General features: G+C 43.4%; 14 protein-coding genes, 16 tRNA genes and 2 rRNA genes (1 of these 32 cut by a window edge). 22 read left to right on the top strand and 10 right to left on the bottom strand.

What is annotated here, in order from left to right:
• From SporoP8_RS05775 to SporoP8_RS05690, 18 genes are all read left to right on the top strand, one after another.
• A 23S ribosomal RNA gene (locus SporoP8_RS05775) occupies positions 1-2,221 on the top strand (it extends 708 nt beyond the left edge of the window).
• A gap of 126 nt (positions 2,222-2,347) precedes the next feature.
• Positions 2,348-2,463, top strand: a 5S ribosomal RNA gene (gene rrf / locus SporoP8_RS05770).
• A gap of 44 nt (positions 2,464-2,507) precedes the next feature.
• Positions 2,508-2,582: transfer RNA gene (locus SporoP8_RS05765), tRNA-Asn, on the top strand.
• 5 nt (positions 2,583-2,587) lie between these two features.
• Positions 2,588-2,679: transfer RNA gene (locus SporoP8_RS05760), tRNA-Ser, on the top strand.
• 23 nt (positions 2,680-2,702) lie between these two features.
• Positions 2,703-2,777: transfer RNA gene (locus SporoP8_RS05755), tRNA-Glu, on the top strand.
• A gap of 40 nt (positions 2,778-2,817) precedes the next feature.
• A tRNA-Val gene (locus tag SporoP8_RS05750) sits at positions 2,818-2,893 on the top strand.
• Between the two features lie 18 nt (positions 2,894-2,911).
• A tRNA-Met gene (locus tag SporoP8_RS05745) sits at positions 2,912-2,986 on the top strand.
• Position 2,987: 1 nt separating this feature from the next.
• Positions 2,988-3,063: transfer RNA gene (locus SporoP8_RS05740), tRNA-Asp, on the top strand.
• Between the two features lie 47 nt (positions 3,064-3,110).
• Positions 3,111-3,186, top strand: a tRNA-Phe gene (locus SporoP8_RS05735).
• Positions 3,187-3,193: 7 nt separating this feature from the next.
• Positions 3,194-3,266, top strand: a tRNA-Thr gene (locus tag SporoP8_RS05730).
• A gap of 8 nt (positions 3,267-3,274) precedes the next feature.
• Positions 3,275-3,359: transfer RNA gene (locus SporoP8_RS05725), tRNA-Tyr, on the top strand.
• A 3-nt stretch (positions 3,360-3,362) separates the two neighbouring features.
• A tRNA-Trp gene (locus SporoP8_RS05720) sits at positions 3,363-3,433 on the top strand.
• A gap of 25 nt (positions 3,434-3,458) precedes the next feature.
• A tRNA-His gene (locus tag SporoP8_RS05715) sits at positions 3,459-3,534 on the top strand.
• 52 nt (positions 3,535-3,586) lie between these two features.
• Positions 3,587-3,662: transfer RNA gene (locus SporoP8_RS05710), tRNA-His, on the top strand.
• 4 nt (positions 3,663-3,666) lie between these two features.
• Positions 3,667-3,738 (top strand) — tRNA-Gln (locus tag SporoP8_RS05705).
• Between the two features lie 8 nt (positions 3,739-3,746).
• Positions 3,747-3,821 (top strand) — tRNA-Gly (locus SporoP8_RS05700).
• A gap of 7 nt (positions 3,822-3,828) precedes the next feature.
• Positions 3,829-3,899 (top strand) — tRNA-Cys (locus SporoP8_RS05695).
• A gap of 28 nt (positions 3,900-3,927) precedes the next feature.
• Positions 3,928-4,008: transfer RNA gene (locus tag SporoP8_RS05690), tRNA-Leu, on the top strand.
• 259 nt (positions 4,009-4,267) lie between these two features.
• Here SporoP8_RS05690 and SporoP8_RS05685 read toward each other — a convergent pair.
• Complete coding sequence (locus tag SporoP8_RS05685) at positions 4,268-4,783, bottom strand: hypothetical protein (protein ID WP_143560410.1); 516 nt, start codon at positions 4,781-4,783, stop codon at positions 4,268-4,270.
• Positions 4,777-5,484 carry a B3/B4 domain-containing protein gene (locus tag SporoP8_RS05680; protein ID WP_085131622.1) on the bottom strand — a complete coding sequence of 236 codons (708 nt, stop codon included), beginning with the start codon at positions 5,482-5,484 and terminating at the stop codon, positions 4,777-4,779. The genes SporoP8_RS05685 and SporoP8_RS05680 overlap by 7 nt, the downstream gene beginning before the upstream one ends.
• Positions 5,485-5,539: 55 nt before the next feature.
• Between SporoP8_RS05680 and queG the strand changes: the two genes are divergently transcribed.
• Both queG and trmL read left to right on the top strand, forming a co-directional pair.
• A complete protein-coding gene (gene queG / locus SporoP8_RS05675; protein WP_085133567.1) occupies positions 5,540-6,676 on the top strand; it encodes a tRNA epoxyqueuosine(34) reductase QueG in 1,137 nt (378 codons plus the stop codon).
• 14 nt (positions 6,677-6,690) lie between these two features.
• A complete protein-coding gene (gene trmL, locus SporoP8_RS05670) occupies positions 6,691-7,167 on the top strand; it encodes a tRNA (uridine(34)/cytosine(34)/5-carboxymethylaminomethyluridine(34)-2'-O)-methyltransferase TrmL (RefSeq protein WP_085131621.1) in 477 nt (158 codons plus the stop codon).
• A gap of 256 nt (positions 7,168-7,423) precedes the next feature.
• Here the strand turns inward: trmL and SporoP8_RS05665 are convergent, their stop codons facing one another.
• Entirely contained in the window at positions 7,424-8,722 is a 1,299-nt protein-coding gene (locus SporoP8_RS05665; RefSeq protein ID WP_085131620.1) for an NCS2 family permease, read from the bottom strand.
• 155 nt (positions 8,723-8,877) lie between these two features.
• Between SporoP8_RS05665 and SporoP8_RS05660 the strand changes: the two genes are divergently transcribed.
• Positions 8,878-9,702 carry an aldo/keto reductase gene (locus SporoP8_RS05660; RefSeq protein WP_099628631.1) on the top strand — a complete coding sequence of 275 codons (825 nt, stop codon included), beginning with the start codon at positions 8,878-8,880 and terminating at the stop codon, positions 9,700-9,702.
• 104 nt (positions 9,703-9,806) lie between these two features.
• Here the strand turns inward: SporoP8_RS05660 and SporoP8_RS05655 are convergent, their stop codons facing one another.
• The 6 genes from SporoP8_RS05655 to SporoP8_RS05635 form a co-directional block, all read right to left on the bottom strand.
• Positions 9,807-10,649, bottom strand: coding sequence for an RluA family pseudouridine synthase (locus SporoP8_RS05655; protein ID WP_085131619.1), 843 nt, complete (start codon positions 10,647-10,649; stop codon positions 9,807-9,809).
• Positions 10,650-10,662: 13 nt separating this feature from the next.
• The gene (locus SporoP8_RS05650) at positions 10,663-11,136 is read right to left on the bottom strand and encodes a thioredoxin family protein (protein ID WP_085131618.1); all 474 of its coding nucleotides are present in this window, start codon (positions 11,134-11,136) and stop codon (positions 10,663-10,665) included.
• 6 nt (positions 11,137-11,142) lie between these two features.
• Entirely contained in the window at positions 11,143-11,562 is a 420-nt protein-coding gene (locus SporoP8_RS05645) for a disulfide oxidoreductase (protein ID WP_085131617.1), read from the bottom strand.
• Between the two features lie 59 nt (positions 11,563-11,621).
• Positions 11,622-12,959: a hemolysin family protein gene (locus tag SporoP8_RS05640; protein WP_085131616.1), complete on the bottom strand. Its 1,338-nt coding sequence runs from the start codon at positions 12,957-12,959 to the stop codon at positions 11,622-11,624.
• A 314-nt stretch (positions 12,960-13,273) separates the two neighbouring features.
• Positions 13,274-13,426, bottom strand: a complete 153-nt coding sequence (locus SporoP8_RS16490) for a hypothetical protein (RefSeq protein WP_157111228.1) — start codon at positions 13,424-13,426, stop codon at positions 13,274-13,276.
• Positions 13,427-13,470: 44 nt separating this feature from the next.
• Entirely contained in the window at positions 13,471-13,677 is a 207-nt protein-coding gene (locus tag SporoP8_RS05635) for a YheE family protein (protein WP_420066735.1), read from the bottom strand.
• 80 nt (positions 13,678-13,757) lie between these two features.
• Here SporoP8_RS05635 and SporoP8_RS05630 point away from each other — a divergent pair, with 80 nt between their 5' ends.
• On the top strand, positions 13,758-14,150 hold the full coding sequence (locus tag SporoP8_RS05630; protein ID WP_085131614.1) for a ferritin family protein: 393 nt from the start codon (positions 13,758-13,760) through the stop codon (positions 14,148-14,150).
• 1 nt (position 14,151) lies between these two features.
• On the opposite strand, the gene SporoP8_RS05625 is transcribed toward SporoP8_RS05630, so the two are convergent.
• Positions 14,152-14,931, bottom strand: a complete 780-nt coding sequence (locus tag SporoP8_RS05625; RefSeq protein WP_085131613.1) for a helical backbone metal receptor — start codon at positions 14,929-14,931, stop codon at positions 14,152-14,154.
• Positions 14,932-14,997 lie beyond the last annotated feature (66 nt).

Here is a 14,997-nt window from a genome sequence, read left to right as displayed (position 1 = left end):
GTCGTAGACCCGAAACCAGGTGATCTACCCATGTCCAGGGTGAAGGTCAGGTAACACTGACTGGAGGCCCGAACCCACGTATGTTGAAAAATGCGGGGATGAGGTGTGGGTAGCGGTGAAATTCCAATCGAACCTGGAGATAGCTGGTTCTCTCCGAAATAGCTTTAGGGCTAGCCTCAAACGAAAGAATCTCGGAGGTAGAGCACTGTTTGGACGAGGGGCCCATCCCGGGTTACCGAATTCAGACAAACTCCGAATGCCGATGATTTATGTTTGGGAGTCAGACAGTGGGTGATAAGATCCATTGTCGAGAGGGAAACAGCCCAGACCACCAGCTAAGGTCCCCAAGTATCTGTTAAGTGGAAAAGGATGTGGCGTTGCCCAGACAACCAGGATGTTGGCTTAGAAGCAGCCATCATTTAAAGAGTGCGTAATAGCTCACTGGTCGAGTGGCGCTGCGCCGAAAATGTACCGGGGCTAAACAGATCACCGAAGCTGTGGATTGACCTTAGGGTCAATGGTAGGAGAGCGTTCCAAGGGCGTTGAAGCTAGACCGGAAGGACTGGTGGAGCGCTTGGAAGTGAGAATGCCGGTATGAGTAGCGAAAGAAGGGTGAGAATCCCTTCCACCGAATGCCCAAGGTTTCCTGAGGAAGGCTCGTCCGCTCAGGGTTAGTCAGGACCTAAGTCGAGGCCGATAGGCGTAGACGATGGACAACAGGTTGATATTCCTGTACCACCTCCCCGCCGTTTGAGTAATGGGGGGACGCAGTAGGATAGGGTGAGCACACAGTTGGTTGTGTGTCTAAGCAGTGAGGTGGAGAACGAGGCAAATCCCGTTCTCATATAACACTAGGCTGTGATGGCGAGGAGATTAATCTCCAGAGTCCCTGATTTCACACTGCCAAGAAAAGCCTCTAGCGAGGCGGGAGGTGCCTGTACCGCAAACCGACACAGGTAGGCGAGGAGAGAATCCTAAGGTGATCGAGAGAACTCTCGTTAAGGAACTCGGCAAAATGACCCCGTAACTTCGGGAGAAGGGGTGCTCTGGTAGGGTGAATAGCCCGAGAGAGCCGCAGTGAATAGGCCCAGGCGACTGTTTAGCAAAAACACAGGTCTCTGCAAAATCGTAAGATGACGTATAGGGGCTGACGCCTGCCCGGTGCTGGAAGGTTAAGAGGAGGGGTTAGCGCAAGCGAAGCTCTGAATTGAAGCCCCAGTAAACGGCGGCCGTAACTATAACGGTCCTAAGGTAGCGAAATTCCTTGTCGGGTAAGTTCCGACCCGCACGAAAGGCGTAACGATCTGGGCACTGTCTCAACGAGAGACTCGGTGAAATTATAATATGCGTGAAGATGCGCATTACCCGCGACAGGACGGAAAGACCCCGTGGAGCTTTACTGTAGCCTGATATTGAATTCCGGTGCAGCCTGTACAGGATAGGTAGGAGCCTTGGATTCCGGAGCGCTAGCTTCGGAGGAGGCATTGGTGGGATACTACCCTGGCTGTATTGGACTTCTAACCCTTGCCCGTGATCCGGGCAGGAGACAGTGTCAGGTGGACAGTTTGACTGGGGCGGTCGCCTCCTAAAGAGTAACGGAGGCGCTCAAAGGTTTCCTCAGAATGGTTGGACATCATTCGCAGAGTGCAAAGGCATAAGGAAGCTTGACTGCGAGACCTACAAGTCGAGCAGGGTCGAAAGACGGACTTAGTGATCCGGTGGTTCCGCATGGAAGGGCCATCGCTCAACGGATAAAAGCTACCCCGGGGATAACAGGCTTATCTCCCCCAAGAGTCCACATCGACGGGGAGGTTTGGCACCTCGATGTCGGCTCGTCGCATCCTGGGGCTGTAGTCGGTCCCAAGGGTTGGGCTGTTCGCCCATTAAAGCGGCACGCGAGCTGGGTTCAGAACGTCGTGAGACAGTTCGGTCCCTATCCGTCGCGGGCGCAGGAAATTTGAGGAGAGCTGTCCTTAGTACGAGAGGACCGGGATGGACATACCGCTGGTGTACCAGTTGTCTTGCCAAAGGCATCGCTGGGTAGCTATGTATGGACGGGATAAATGCTGAAAGCATCTAAGCATGAAGCCCCCTTCAAGATGAGATTTCCCATTACGCAAGTAAGTAAGATCCCTCAAAGATGATGAGGTGGATAGGTCTGGGGTGTAAGTACGGCGACGTATGTAGCTGACAGATACTAATCGATCGAGGACTTAACCTATACTAAAAAGTAGTTACTTGAACTACACCAATGTCTTTTATTCAGTTTTGAGTGAATGAAATCTTTTTATAAAAAAGATTGACTTTCTCAGTCAGTTTGATATAATAATCATGGCTTTAAAAACAGTTCAGTGATGATGGCAAAGAGGTCACACCCGTTCCCATACCGAACACGGAAGTTAAGCTCTTTAGCGCCGATGGTAGTTGGGGGTTTCCCCCTGTGAGAGTAGGACATCGCTGGTCTGTTAGACAAGTTATGAAAAAACATTATAACCACATTACATTATTCCGCAGTAGCTCAGTGGTAGAGCAATCGGCTGTTAACCGATCGGTCGTAAGTTCGAGTCTTACCTGCGGAGCCATTATTGGAGAGCTGTCCGAGTGGCCGAAGGAGCACGATTGGAAATCGTGTAGGCGGTTTGCGCTGCCTCAAGGGTTCGAATCCCTTGCTCTCCGCCAGATGTACGCTTTCATTATATATTGGCCCCTTGGTCAAGCGGTTAAGACACCGCCCTTTCACGGCGGTATCACGGGTTCGAATCCCGTAGGGGTCACCATTTTATAGAAAATACGTTTATCACATCGTAGTATAACCCAGGAGGATTAGCTCAGCTGGGAGAGCACCTGCCTTACAAGCAGGGGGTCGGCGGTTCGAGCCCGTCATCCTCCACCATTTATTTTATAGTATTATCGCGGGGTGGAGCAGTGGTAGCTCGTTGGGCTCATAACCCAAAGGTCACAGGTTCAAATCCTGTCCCCGCAACCAAGGTCCCGTGGTGTAGCGGTTAACATGCCTGCCTGTCACGCAGGAGATCGCGGGTTCGATTCCCGTCGGGACCGCCATTTTATACATACGCTTCGAAAAGCGTCTTTCTAAAAATAAAAAATGTGGCTCAGTAGCTCAGTTGGTAGAGCAAAGGACTGAAAATCCTTGTGTCGGCGGTTCGATTCCGTCCTGAGCCACCATTTATATGCCGGTGTAGCTCAATTGGTAGAGCAACTGACTTGTAATCAGTAGGTTGAGGGTTCAAGTCCTTTCGCCGGCATCCTTACTGGTGGGGTAGCGAAGTGGCTAAACGCGGCGGACTGTAAATCCGCTCCCTCCGGGTTCGGCGGTTCGAATCCGTCCCCCACCACCATTTAGGGGCATAGTTCAACGGTAGAATAGAGGTCTCCAAAACCTTTGGTGTGGGTTCGATTCCTACTGCCCCTGTATTTTTAAATAAATAATTATTGTGGCGGTCGTGGCGAAGTGGTTAACGCATCGGATTGTGATTCCGACATTCGGGGGTTCGATACCCCTCGTCCGCCCCATATATTTAAAAGAATTAACACTCATTACTATATTGTAAGTAATCATAACATGGCGGTCGTGGCGAAGTGGTTAACGCATCGGATTGTGATTCCGACACTCGGGGGTTCAATTCCCCTCGTCCGCCCCATTAGTGGGGTATAGCCAAGCGGTAAGGCAACGGACTTTGACTCCGTCACTCGTTGGTTCGAATCCAGCTACCCCAGTCAGTTTTGCGGAAGTAGTTCAGTGGTAGAATACGACCTTGCCAAGGTCGGGGTCGCGGGTTCGAATCCCGTCTTCCGCTCCACTATGTTGGCGGCATAGCCAAGCGGTAAGGCACGGGTCTGCAACACCCTTACCACCGGTTCGATTCCGGTTGCCGCCTTATAATTTTATATAATTACTTTACACGTGCCCGAGTGGTGGAATGGCAGACACGTCGCACTCAAAATGCGATGCCGCGAGGCGTGCCGGTTCAAGTCCGGCCTCGGGTATCACCAAAAGAACACAGCATATGCTGTGTTCTTTTTTATTGAAAAAATATAAAAATACCTGCTGCCTGTCGAAATGACAGGCAGCAGGCCATAGAGGAGAAATATGAAAGGGTGTTACTCAGTAAGGGGACATTGCCATGGACATGGTTGGTAATAGGTCATTGGTCAATGTGTAAAGGGTAACGAGTAATTGGTTTTAGCAAGTTTGTGTTCATATTCCCCACTCTATGCCTCAAAAAGGAGTCTCACCTTTTTGAGGTTAAAAGTAATTAGCACCATCAAAGTCAAGAACGATAGTGTAGTTTTTCATGTTGATACGATTCGATAGTTGGTGTGCGGCTTTTTCTGCTTGTTGTGCTCTTAGACGATATTGTTCTGGATCAAACAATGCTACACGATAAATCGTAGTGGATTCGGCAAAGCCATATTGTATTTCTTCTTTGCTCGCTAAAGAGAACTGTTTATAGTAAGAAGACTTTGCACGTAATTGGATAGCGAGTTCAATCGCTTCAACTAATGGTATTTGTTTGTTTTCGAATTCCACTGTATTGGTGCTGTTTGCTACATATATGAGATAGTCTAGTTTGCGTTGATCTGTTCTGACTTGTTCCATCTCGGCTTCTACGTCTTCTAATTTCCGGCTGATTATGGGACGTGGTGCACCTTTTTCAACTGTTATGAAAGCGACACGTTGGGCTTCTGTTTCTAATTCACGGATTTGCTTCGATAGAATACTTTTTAATTTAATTCCTTCAGCTAATGTAATATTCATGATTCCACCTCGTTTGTTAGAATAAAGTTAGAATTCCTACTATCCAATACAGAACTTATATAGTCTCCACCGTTTATGCTAGTGAACATTTTACCGCAAGCTTCAGCTAATTGTCGAGCTTTGTCGGAATCCAATGAAGGACGAATGAAAAGTAATTGAATGATGTTTTCTGTTTCCTCGGTTACGGCTGTTCGTATAGAATCAATATATGGGCTACCAAACGCACTATATCCGTCGCTTAGAAGTAAGATGTTTTCAAAGGTATTGAATTGATTATTCAATCCTTCGTAGCCATCGCGATTGGTGCCGATAGACAACATAATATCACCGGCTATTTTATCTGCATCATAAATAACTGTCGGGATTTCGTATTGCAAGGAAAAGAAAGTATTCAGATCTTCTGCACTATGGAAGGAAGAGGTATAGTGACGATCTTGAATCTGTTGTAAGAGTGATTGAAGGGCTGGTGGCTTAGTCGATGGGTCTGCTCCGAGAGTCGCCCAGATGGATTGCCATTCCGCTAGACCATTGAAATCCGCGAAATCTTTGTCCAGTAGTTCGAAATAGAGTTGTTCTTGAAATAATTGTAGTCGTCCTTTTAGCATCTGAGGTGATGCGGAGACGATTGTTTTGTTATAATAGATTATGCCTAATTTAAAATCTGGGATTTTCGTGAATATAGAGGAATCAATAGTAAGTTGCATCAGTATCACCTGCTTGTAATTTTACTTCATCTTATCATAAGGGAGGCGGGGAATGGTGAATGTCGCTCAGTTACAACAGGAAATACAAACGTTTGCGGCGTCCATTGGAATAGACAAAATTGGTTTTACGACAGCGGCCCCGTTTGTGAAATTGAAGGATCGTCTGAAACAACAGCAACGATTGAATTATCAATCCGGCTTTGAGGAGCCCGATATAGAGAAAAGAACGGAGCCTTTATTATTACTGGATCAAGCAGAAAGTATCATTGCCATTGCAGTTGCATACCCCTCGAAAATGTCGGATAGTCCCCGTGGAAAAAAAGGGGAGCGCCGGGGTATGTTTTGTAGGGCTTCTTGGGGCGAAGACTACCATACGGTATTGCGTGACAAACTAGCACAGCTAGAATTATTCATTCTTACTAAAGTACCGGATGCACGACTTCGTTCTATGGTGGATACAGGAGAGCTTGTAGATCGTGCAGTAGCAGAACGTGCGGGGATTGGTTGGTCGGCTAAGAACTGCTCAATTATTACACCGGAGTTCGGGTCTTATGTCTATCTGGGCGAGATGATTACGAATCTGCCGTTTATACCAGATGAGCCGATGGAAGATCAATGTCTAGACTGTAATTTATGCTTGGATGTTTGTCCAACGGGTGCGATTATACAGCCGGGGCAATTAGATGCTCAGCGTTGTATTGCATTTTTAACACAAACAAAAAAACCTGTACCTGAAGAATTCCGGCACAAGATTGGAAATCGATTGTATGGGTGTGATACATGCCAAACGGTTTGTCCGAAAAACAAAGGATTGAATCACACGCACCAACTGGCATTCACGCCTGAGCCTGAGCTCGTTAAACCTTTGTTGCTGTCACTATTATCATTATCAAACCGGCAATTTAAAGAACAGTATGGCCATATGTCAGGCTCTTGGCGTGGAAAGAATCCAATTCAACGAAATGCATTGATTGCATTGGCTCATTTTAAGGATGAATCAGCGATACCGGAACTAACTAGATTAATAAAAGAAGACCCACGACCCATGATCAGAGGAACAGCGGCATGGGCACTTGGGGAAATCGGCACGACAGAAGGGCATGAGGTGCTTAAAGAAGCCTTGCTCATAGAAGAAGATGAGTTTGTAGTAAGTGAAATTACACAGGCTATGCAACTGCTGCATATTAATTGAAAGAAGGTAGTAAGATGACGATTCACGTTGCATTATTTGAACCGCAAATTCCCGCAAATACCGGAAATATTTCACGTACTTGTGCGGGTACGGATACAGCTCTCCATTTAATAAAGCCGCTTGGTTTTTCTACTGAAGATAAAATGTTGAAACGAGCTGGACTGGATTACTGGGAGCATGTTGATATTACGTATCATGAAGGAATCCAAGAGTTTCTAGACAGCTATCCGGAAGGCGAGTTTTATTTCATTACAAAATTCGGAGAGACGAGCTATGACACGTTTGATTATTCAGATCCCGATAAGGATATTTTCTTTGTGTTTGGCAAAGAAACTACTGGGCTGCCGAATGAAATTACGGATAAGTATAAAGAGAGTTGTTTGCGCATCCCGATGAACGATGAGCATATCCGTTCATTGAACTTGTCGAATACTGCTGCCATTCTTATTTATGAAGCACTTCGTCAACAAGGTTTTGCACATTTAACGTAATGTAAAAAAAAGGGGATTGGCTCATGGCCAATCCCTTTTCTATTTACTTCATTTGATTCGTTTTTGATTCGCCTGGCTTATTTTCATATCCGCCAGTAAAGATTGCAGACAAGAATGCAAAACAAACAGCCATAATTAGAATTAGTCTCATTGTTTGTACCTCCTAAAAAATCAATAGTCCTTCTAACAGTATACCGTAAAAATTATATAAATGAAATAATCTTCGTCGTTTTATGTGACAGGTTACTAACAAATCTTAGTGAGGCAGGAATAGCAGCTGATAGGTGAATAGAACAGCGAAGATATACATCAGCATAGGAACTTGCTTACCTTGCCCTTTTGTAATCTTCAGTAACGGGTATGTGATGAATCCCAGTGCGATACCTGTCGCAATACTTGAAGTCAGCGGCATCGTCAAAATAACTAGAAACGCTGGGAATGATTCGTCGAATGAATCCCAATTGATATTTTTCACCGCACCGATCATCAAACTGCCCACAATAATCAAAGCAGGTGCTGTAATGGCTGCGACGCCGGATAAGGCACTGACGATAGGACTGAAAAATGCTGCAGCTATGAATAGTACTGCAACTGTCAATGTAGTCAACCCTGTACGCCCACCTACAGCTACGCCAGAGGATGATTCGACATAAGCGGATGTTGGGCTAGTTCCAACCATTGAGCCGACTGTGGCGGCTACTGAGTCGGCTAGAAGTGCATGGCGTGCGCGAGGTAAAGAATTACCTTTCATGAGGCCAGCTTGCTTGGCTACTCCAATCATCGTTCCAGTTGTATCAAATAAAGTGACGAGTAGAAAAGATAGCACGACACCGTATAAACCGTAAGAAATAACATCTTGCATCGCCTGTACCGGATTCCATACAAGAACTCCTTCAGGCAAGTGGGGCATTTTCACAATACCATCGAATTGTAATTGCTTCGTGAAGAATGCGACAACACCTGTTGCAATCATTCCAATAAAAATAGCACCATAGACATTGCGGTTCATTAGAATAATAGTCACGAGCAATCCGAACAATGTCAGTAATACAGCAGGCGAGGTAAGTTCACCTAGCTGAACGATGTTGGATTCATGGGGAACTACTAATCCTGATAAACGTAGACCGATGAATGCGATAAATAATCCAATTCCGGCCGTGATACCGTGTTTAAGATTTTCAGGAATTTCTTCAATTAGCTTTTCTCGGAAAGAAGTCATCGATAGTAATACAAAGATTAGACCTGCTATAAAGACGGCAGAAAAAGCTGTCAGGTAGTCGAGTTGACCGTCAGACCCGATGACGACGGAAGCAAAGTACGCATTCAAACCCATTCCAGGTGCAATAGCAATTGGATAGTTTGCGAATAAGGCCATCCAAAGCGTACCGATCACAGTAGCTATAATGGTGGCTAAAAAGACTTGATCGAATGGAACACCGGCTTCAGATAAAATAATTGGATTGACGATGACGATATAGACCATCGTCAGGAAAGTGGTCATGCCTGCAAGTAATTCTGTTTTGACTGTCGTTTGATTTTTCTCTAATTGGAACACTGTGTATTCTCTCCTTATATTACGAACATAATAAAGTCCATAGACAATAATATTCGTTTTTTTAGAAGAAATCAACCTGTTATATTTAAAAAACATTCATAAGTTCTGTTTAATAATGTACAATTGCACTATGAGTTTATAGAGGAGGATTTTTCATGTCAACGATTTTTGATCAGATGATTATACTGAGCAACGGTGTGCAAATGCCACAGTTCGGTTTAGGAACGTATAAAATGACAGAACCTGAGCAAACCATGCAAGCTGTTGAGAAAGCGGTTTCACTAGGCTATCGCGCAATTGATACAGCATCTATTTATGATAATGAACAAGCAGTGGGGGAAGCGATCCGTCACACCGGTCTAGCGCGTGAAGACTTCTTTGTGACATCGAAAGTGTGGAATGATCACCAAGGATATGATGAAACGCTGCGTGCATTCGAGCGTACATTAACTAGATTAGATATGAATTATCTAGACTTATATTTGACACATTGGCCTGTTGCCAGCAGTTACGTAGATACATATCGCGCGATTGAAAGACTGTATGATGAAAGATTGATTCGATCAACAGGTGTTTCCAATCATCACGAGTCACATTTACAAGAAATATTTACTATTGCTAATATTCGTCCTATGGTGAATCAAATAGAACTCCATCCACGTTTAACTCAAGAACCGTTGCGGCTGTTTTGTCGTGAACATCAAATTGCGGTCACGTCTTGGAGTCCTTTGGCTAGAGGGCAGATTCTTGAAGATGCAACACTCACTGCAATCGCTGCGCAACACGGGAAGACTGTCGCTCAAGTCGTCATCAGATGGCATCTCCAAAATGGATTGATCGTTATTCCAAAGTCTGTGTCATTTGATCGTATTCAAGAAAATAGTGAAGTGGCTGATTTTGAATTAACACTTTCAGATATGGCGATTATCGATGCGTTGAACCGTGATGAACGGACAGGTACGGATCCAGATTCATTTTAAAGGTATATTCAACACCATTGCCATATTTCACGGTTAACATTCTAAGTAGTAAAATAGAGCTGTCCAAGTGGTCTTTACGACCTCTTGAACAGCTCTGTTTTGTTTTATTCAGTTTCTACTACAATCATCTCTGACGTAATGGGATGCGTGAAAGTGACCTTTGTAGCGACTAGCTTATAAGGTCCTCTTGACATCGTCTCGCTTCCATACAGTTGATCTCCGACTACGGGGTGACCCATATGGGAGAAGTGGACACGAATCTGGTGTGTTCTTCCTGTTTCCAACTGTGCTTCAACAAGTGTCGTATCCGGTTTACGTTCAAGTACTTTAAAATGCGTGACCGCAGATTGGCCGGATGGTGATACTCTACGCTTTGTTGCATGATAGCGATCTTTACCGATTGGCATATTAATCGTACCGCGCGGTTTTCTTAGCTGACCTTCTAGTTCAGCCGTATAATATCGTTCGATTTGATTCTGTTCCAACATCCGGTCGAACATTGTTTTCGCTAGCGGATGCTTTGCGATAAGTAAAACACCTGCCGTATGTTGATCCAATCGATGGATATGCTCTGCATAGGTGCCGCTTTTTGCTTCAATATAGCCCATGACTTCGTTCATCAATGTGCCAGTACCAGGTAAGTGTTCCGGGTGTACGGATACTCCAGCAGGTTTGTGCACCGCAAGTAAATGTTCGTCTTCCCATAATACACGCAGGGAGTTTGACGGTTCTGGTTTGTATGCAGACTGTGCTTCAGAGAAACCGAAGATCAGTTCCGTGCCTTCAGGAAGGGGTTCTTTCCAATCTACTGGTTGTCCATCTGTATCCGTTACACTTTTATCCATGCGCATTTGGTGAACAGATTTCTTCCCACCTTGCCATTGTTCTCTTAGTAATTTTTCGATCGTCTCGCCGGGTCGTTCAGTCGTATAATGAAAACTTGTCATCTACGTAGTCTCCTTAATTGCTTTCGAATTCATCAAAGAATGCTCTAATTTGATCATCAGGCTGTGAGCCGACTGTTCTGCCTTGTTCTTTTCCATCTTTATAATGGACTAGTGTAGGCCATGATGTAATATTGTATTCCTGTTTTAACTGATCTTGGTACTCGAGCAGATTATACTGATAGACATGTGCACCATATTCATCTGCAATCGGCATCAAACGCGGTGTCATATCTATGCAGTGCGGGCATTCCGGGCTGAAATAATAAACAGTTGTCGGTTCGCCGCTTTCAATTTTTTTGAAGATTTCTTCAGGAAGTTCGACGTTCTGATAACTTTCATTGTCTAATAAATCGATTGTGGATTGTTGTAGATTATTTGTACCGTACGGATTGTCAGCCAGCTTCGTTTCATTGGATTTATTATTGAGGACAATGATCAGAATGAAGAGTGCGACAATAATTCCACCAATAGCTAGTAATTTTTTCAATGTGTTTCACTCCTTTGTTTGTTTCAAGATTACAAGACTTGCGATGAAAATAAAAGCAAATGCTATCAATGCAAGAAAAGGAATCGTAATAAAGCCGAGATAATTGATGTATGCACCTGTACAAGAAGCCCCGCTGCATTCAGGAGCGCTGTCTTGTAAGAAAGCCAGTTTCTGAAGACCGTAGTGGTAGAGGGAGATACACCCTCCTATGAAAGCGAATGAAGCTGTAGTCCAGGCAATCGAAATGTTTTTTTGAATAAGTGCAATCAAGCCGATTAATACAATAGGATACATGAAAATTCGTTGGTACCAACACAACGTGCAAGGTATATAGCCTTTGATTTCTGAGAAATACAAAGAGCCAAGTGTAGCGATTAGCGCGACGGCCCACATGGAGAGGAGCCAGTTTTCCTGTTTTTTATTCATTGAGCATCTCCTTACCATTGGATCATAGATAAAAGCTTTCCCGTTTAGACGGGAAAGCTTTATTTAGACGAATCGGTAGCTTCATTGGTTGCGACTTCGGAAGGTTGTTTTTTTGCTTCTAGGTAAAGAATATGGTTGCCGTCTACTTCCTTGACAGTAAACTCATATCCTTGTTCAATAATCTTTTCGCCTTGTATAGCTTCAAAGCGTTGATCCATGAACCAACCGCCGATTGTATCAATATCCTCTTCAAGTATTTCAATGTTCAATGCATGATTGACATTTTCAATCAGCATTTTAGCATCCAGAATATAATGGTCTGCGCCAACAATCTGAAGTTCAGGTAGTTCATCCATATCGAATTCATCGCGGATCTCACCAACAATTTCTTCTAAGATGTCTTCAATAGTGACCAAACCTGAAGTCCCTCCATATTCATCCAATAGAACGGCCATGTGAATACGTTCCCGCTGGATCTTCAAGAGTAATTCTCCAATTGGGATCGTTTCGATGACTCGGATAATTGGTTGCATATAATTGATGACCGATTTACTACCATTTGACGGATCTTTAATATAGGCCGTCAGTAAGTGTTTCATGTTGATAAGTCCGATGACGTGATCTTTGTCCCCGTCAATAATTGGATAACGGGTAAACTGTTCTACACCTAGTAATTCGAACACTTCGGATAATGTCATTTCTTTATCGACTGTCATCATTTCTGTTCTTGGTAGCATAATTTCCTTTGCGACTCGGTCATCAAACTCAAAAATACGATTGACGTACTTGTACTCTGCTTGATTAATTTCACCGCTTCGCAAACTATCAGATAAAATAATACGCAATTCTTCCTCTGTATGACCTACTTCTAATTCGGAAATGGATTTGAAGCCTAGCAATCGTGTAACGAGACGTGCCGATCCGTTCATTCCTTTAATGATCGGGTACATAAGACGGTAAAATAGATTCAGTGGGACGGCAAGGGATAAGGATAATTCTTCCGCCTTATGCAAAGCGATGGTCTTTGGAGCTAGTTCTCCTACCACGACATGCAAATAGGTGACGATCGCTAAAGCGATAGTGAATGAAAGAATGGTTTCGACATGGGCATCAAGTATAAACATTTCAAAAACAGGAGCTAACATCATACGGACTGTTGGTTCCCCGAGCATACCTAAGCCGAGTGCCGAAATCGTAATTCCGAGCTGACAAGCGGATAAATATTCATCTAAATTATCGGCAATTTTTTTTGAAAGAACCGCACGTTGATTACCTTCGACGATTAATTGGTCGAGACGTGATGAACGGACTTTCACGATTGCGAATTCACACGCGACAAAAAAAGCGGTGATTGCGATCAAGGCAGCAAATGCTGCCAATCGTATGGCAATATCCAAATAATAGCTTCGCGCTTAACCCAGATGAGGGAAAAGAACAAAGCGTACACCTCCTGTAAAGTAAAGTTAGTTATCTTTTATAATAATTTATTTATAGAGAAATTACAATTCGATTTGCTTACAGAATGGTAAAAATCGTATTAGTCGTATGTAATGTGTCGATATATAGAGCGAATGGCGATGTGATAACACCGCTACATGGCGAAAATACCATCCATTTACGCTTGTTTTTCAAATATGTAAAAATCTTTTAAAAAAGACTGAAGACCAAATCCTTTGCACAAGGAAAGTGTCTTCAGTCTTAGGCAATATTTTTACTCACCGTATTGTGGTTGGGTTTCTTTAAAGGCGTTTTGTTCGTTGGGGACGCGACTTTTGTCTTCAAAGACGTTTTCAGTTTTTTGGTTTTGTACCTTCAACCGCTCTTTTTCTAACTGTTGCTTGCCTTTTGATTGTTCTTTGCCCATAAAAGCACCTCCTCTAGTTAGAGGATGGTCGATTTAGATGGTTCTCATTCATAGACGTGGAAAGTCATAAGGTCATGCACCATTCGTAAGACTTGTTCTTCGTCCGGAGGTGTGCCGTTTTTCCAGTTGATTGTGCCATCTTTATGGTAGTCGCCTTTGTATTGTTTGTTATGGTAATAAAATGAGATGGTCCAGCCTGGCAGATCAGAGTCTTCGAACATTTTTTTATAACTGAAATGTTGTAGCATCATGTTTTCTCCTTTATTGTTCCAGTAGTGATATCCTGTTCGTTCATTTCATAAACTGACCAAAAGGACGAAAGGATGAGTGTGTGTTTGTTACTCAACTACGTAATGCAGTCGAGGAAAAGTATAAATCGTATTTTTATTATAAGTCCATGTATCAGCTAACGAATGATTTGTTATGGCAAGAATTCATTCGCCATGCATATGAGGATGAAAAAAGTCATTACGAGATGTTTCAGCAGTTGCATTATATAATGACAAATGAGTTTGTGCCGAATCCCAAAAAGCCAGCGCCTTGTACAAATTTAAAAGAGTCAGCCAAAAATGCGCTAGTTTATGAACTTGAAGCAGTAGAACAATGTAAGGAAATGTTTTTGACGATTCCTTTTGAAGAAGCATATGATCCAATTTTCATTGCATTACATGATGATATGGAGCATGCGATTCGAATGTCTACCATATTCAATGGAGCAAATTAAATCAGACGTCGAAAGAGAATTTTTGAAAATACTTGGCGCCTTCAAGCATCCGAACTCCATACCAAAACATTTCACCATCAATGAGCTGGATCGCTGAATCGGGTAGCATTTCTTGGAATTGAACTTGTTGTTTTTCTTTAAATGGATAGGGTTCAGATGACAGTAAGACTAAATCAAGATCCGCTTCCTTGAATTGTTCTTCCGTTAAAGCCGGATAGCGATCAGATGATTCAGCAAACGGTGTGATGAAACCGAGTTCTTGTAACAGCGAGTTGATATAAGTGTCTTTTCCGACAACCATATACGGCTTTTGCCAAATGACATAGGCAACTCGTGCAGCAGGTAGAGTGGGGAGCGCCGTAAATGCTTGCTTGATTTCTGATACAAGAGATTTCGATTGTTGCTCATGATCAGTCAACGAACCCATATCTGTAATCATTCTATAAGCTTCTTCGATCGTCTGTACTTCTGCTACATAAACCGGATAGAACTCGGAAAGAATTTCAACCATCTCTTTTGTGTTTTCTTCTTTTTCCATAATAATCAAGTCAGGTTGTACTTCATGTATCTTTTCCAACTTCAAATCTTTCGTTCCTGCGACTGCGGGAACATTCTTAGCTTGTTCGGGATATATACAATATCGTGTGCGTCCAACAATTTCTTCCTCAAGTCCAATTCCGAATAATGTTTCTGTAATACCAGGACATAATGTAACAATTCGTTTGGGTGGGAAATTATACACAACGGTTCTTCCCAAGTGGTCGATAATTTCTTTCTTCAATGAAATGAATACCTCCTTTGTCGATATGTGAAAACGTAGGATCATGATAAGTAATACTCTACTTGC

Source organism: Sporosarcina ureae (assembly GCF_002101375.1).
GTDB lineage: Bacteria > Bacillota > Bacilli > Bacillales_A > Planococcaceae > Sporosarcina > Sporosarcina ureae_B.
This window is presented reverse-complemented; position numbering and strand designations above follow the sequence as displayed.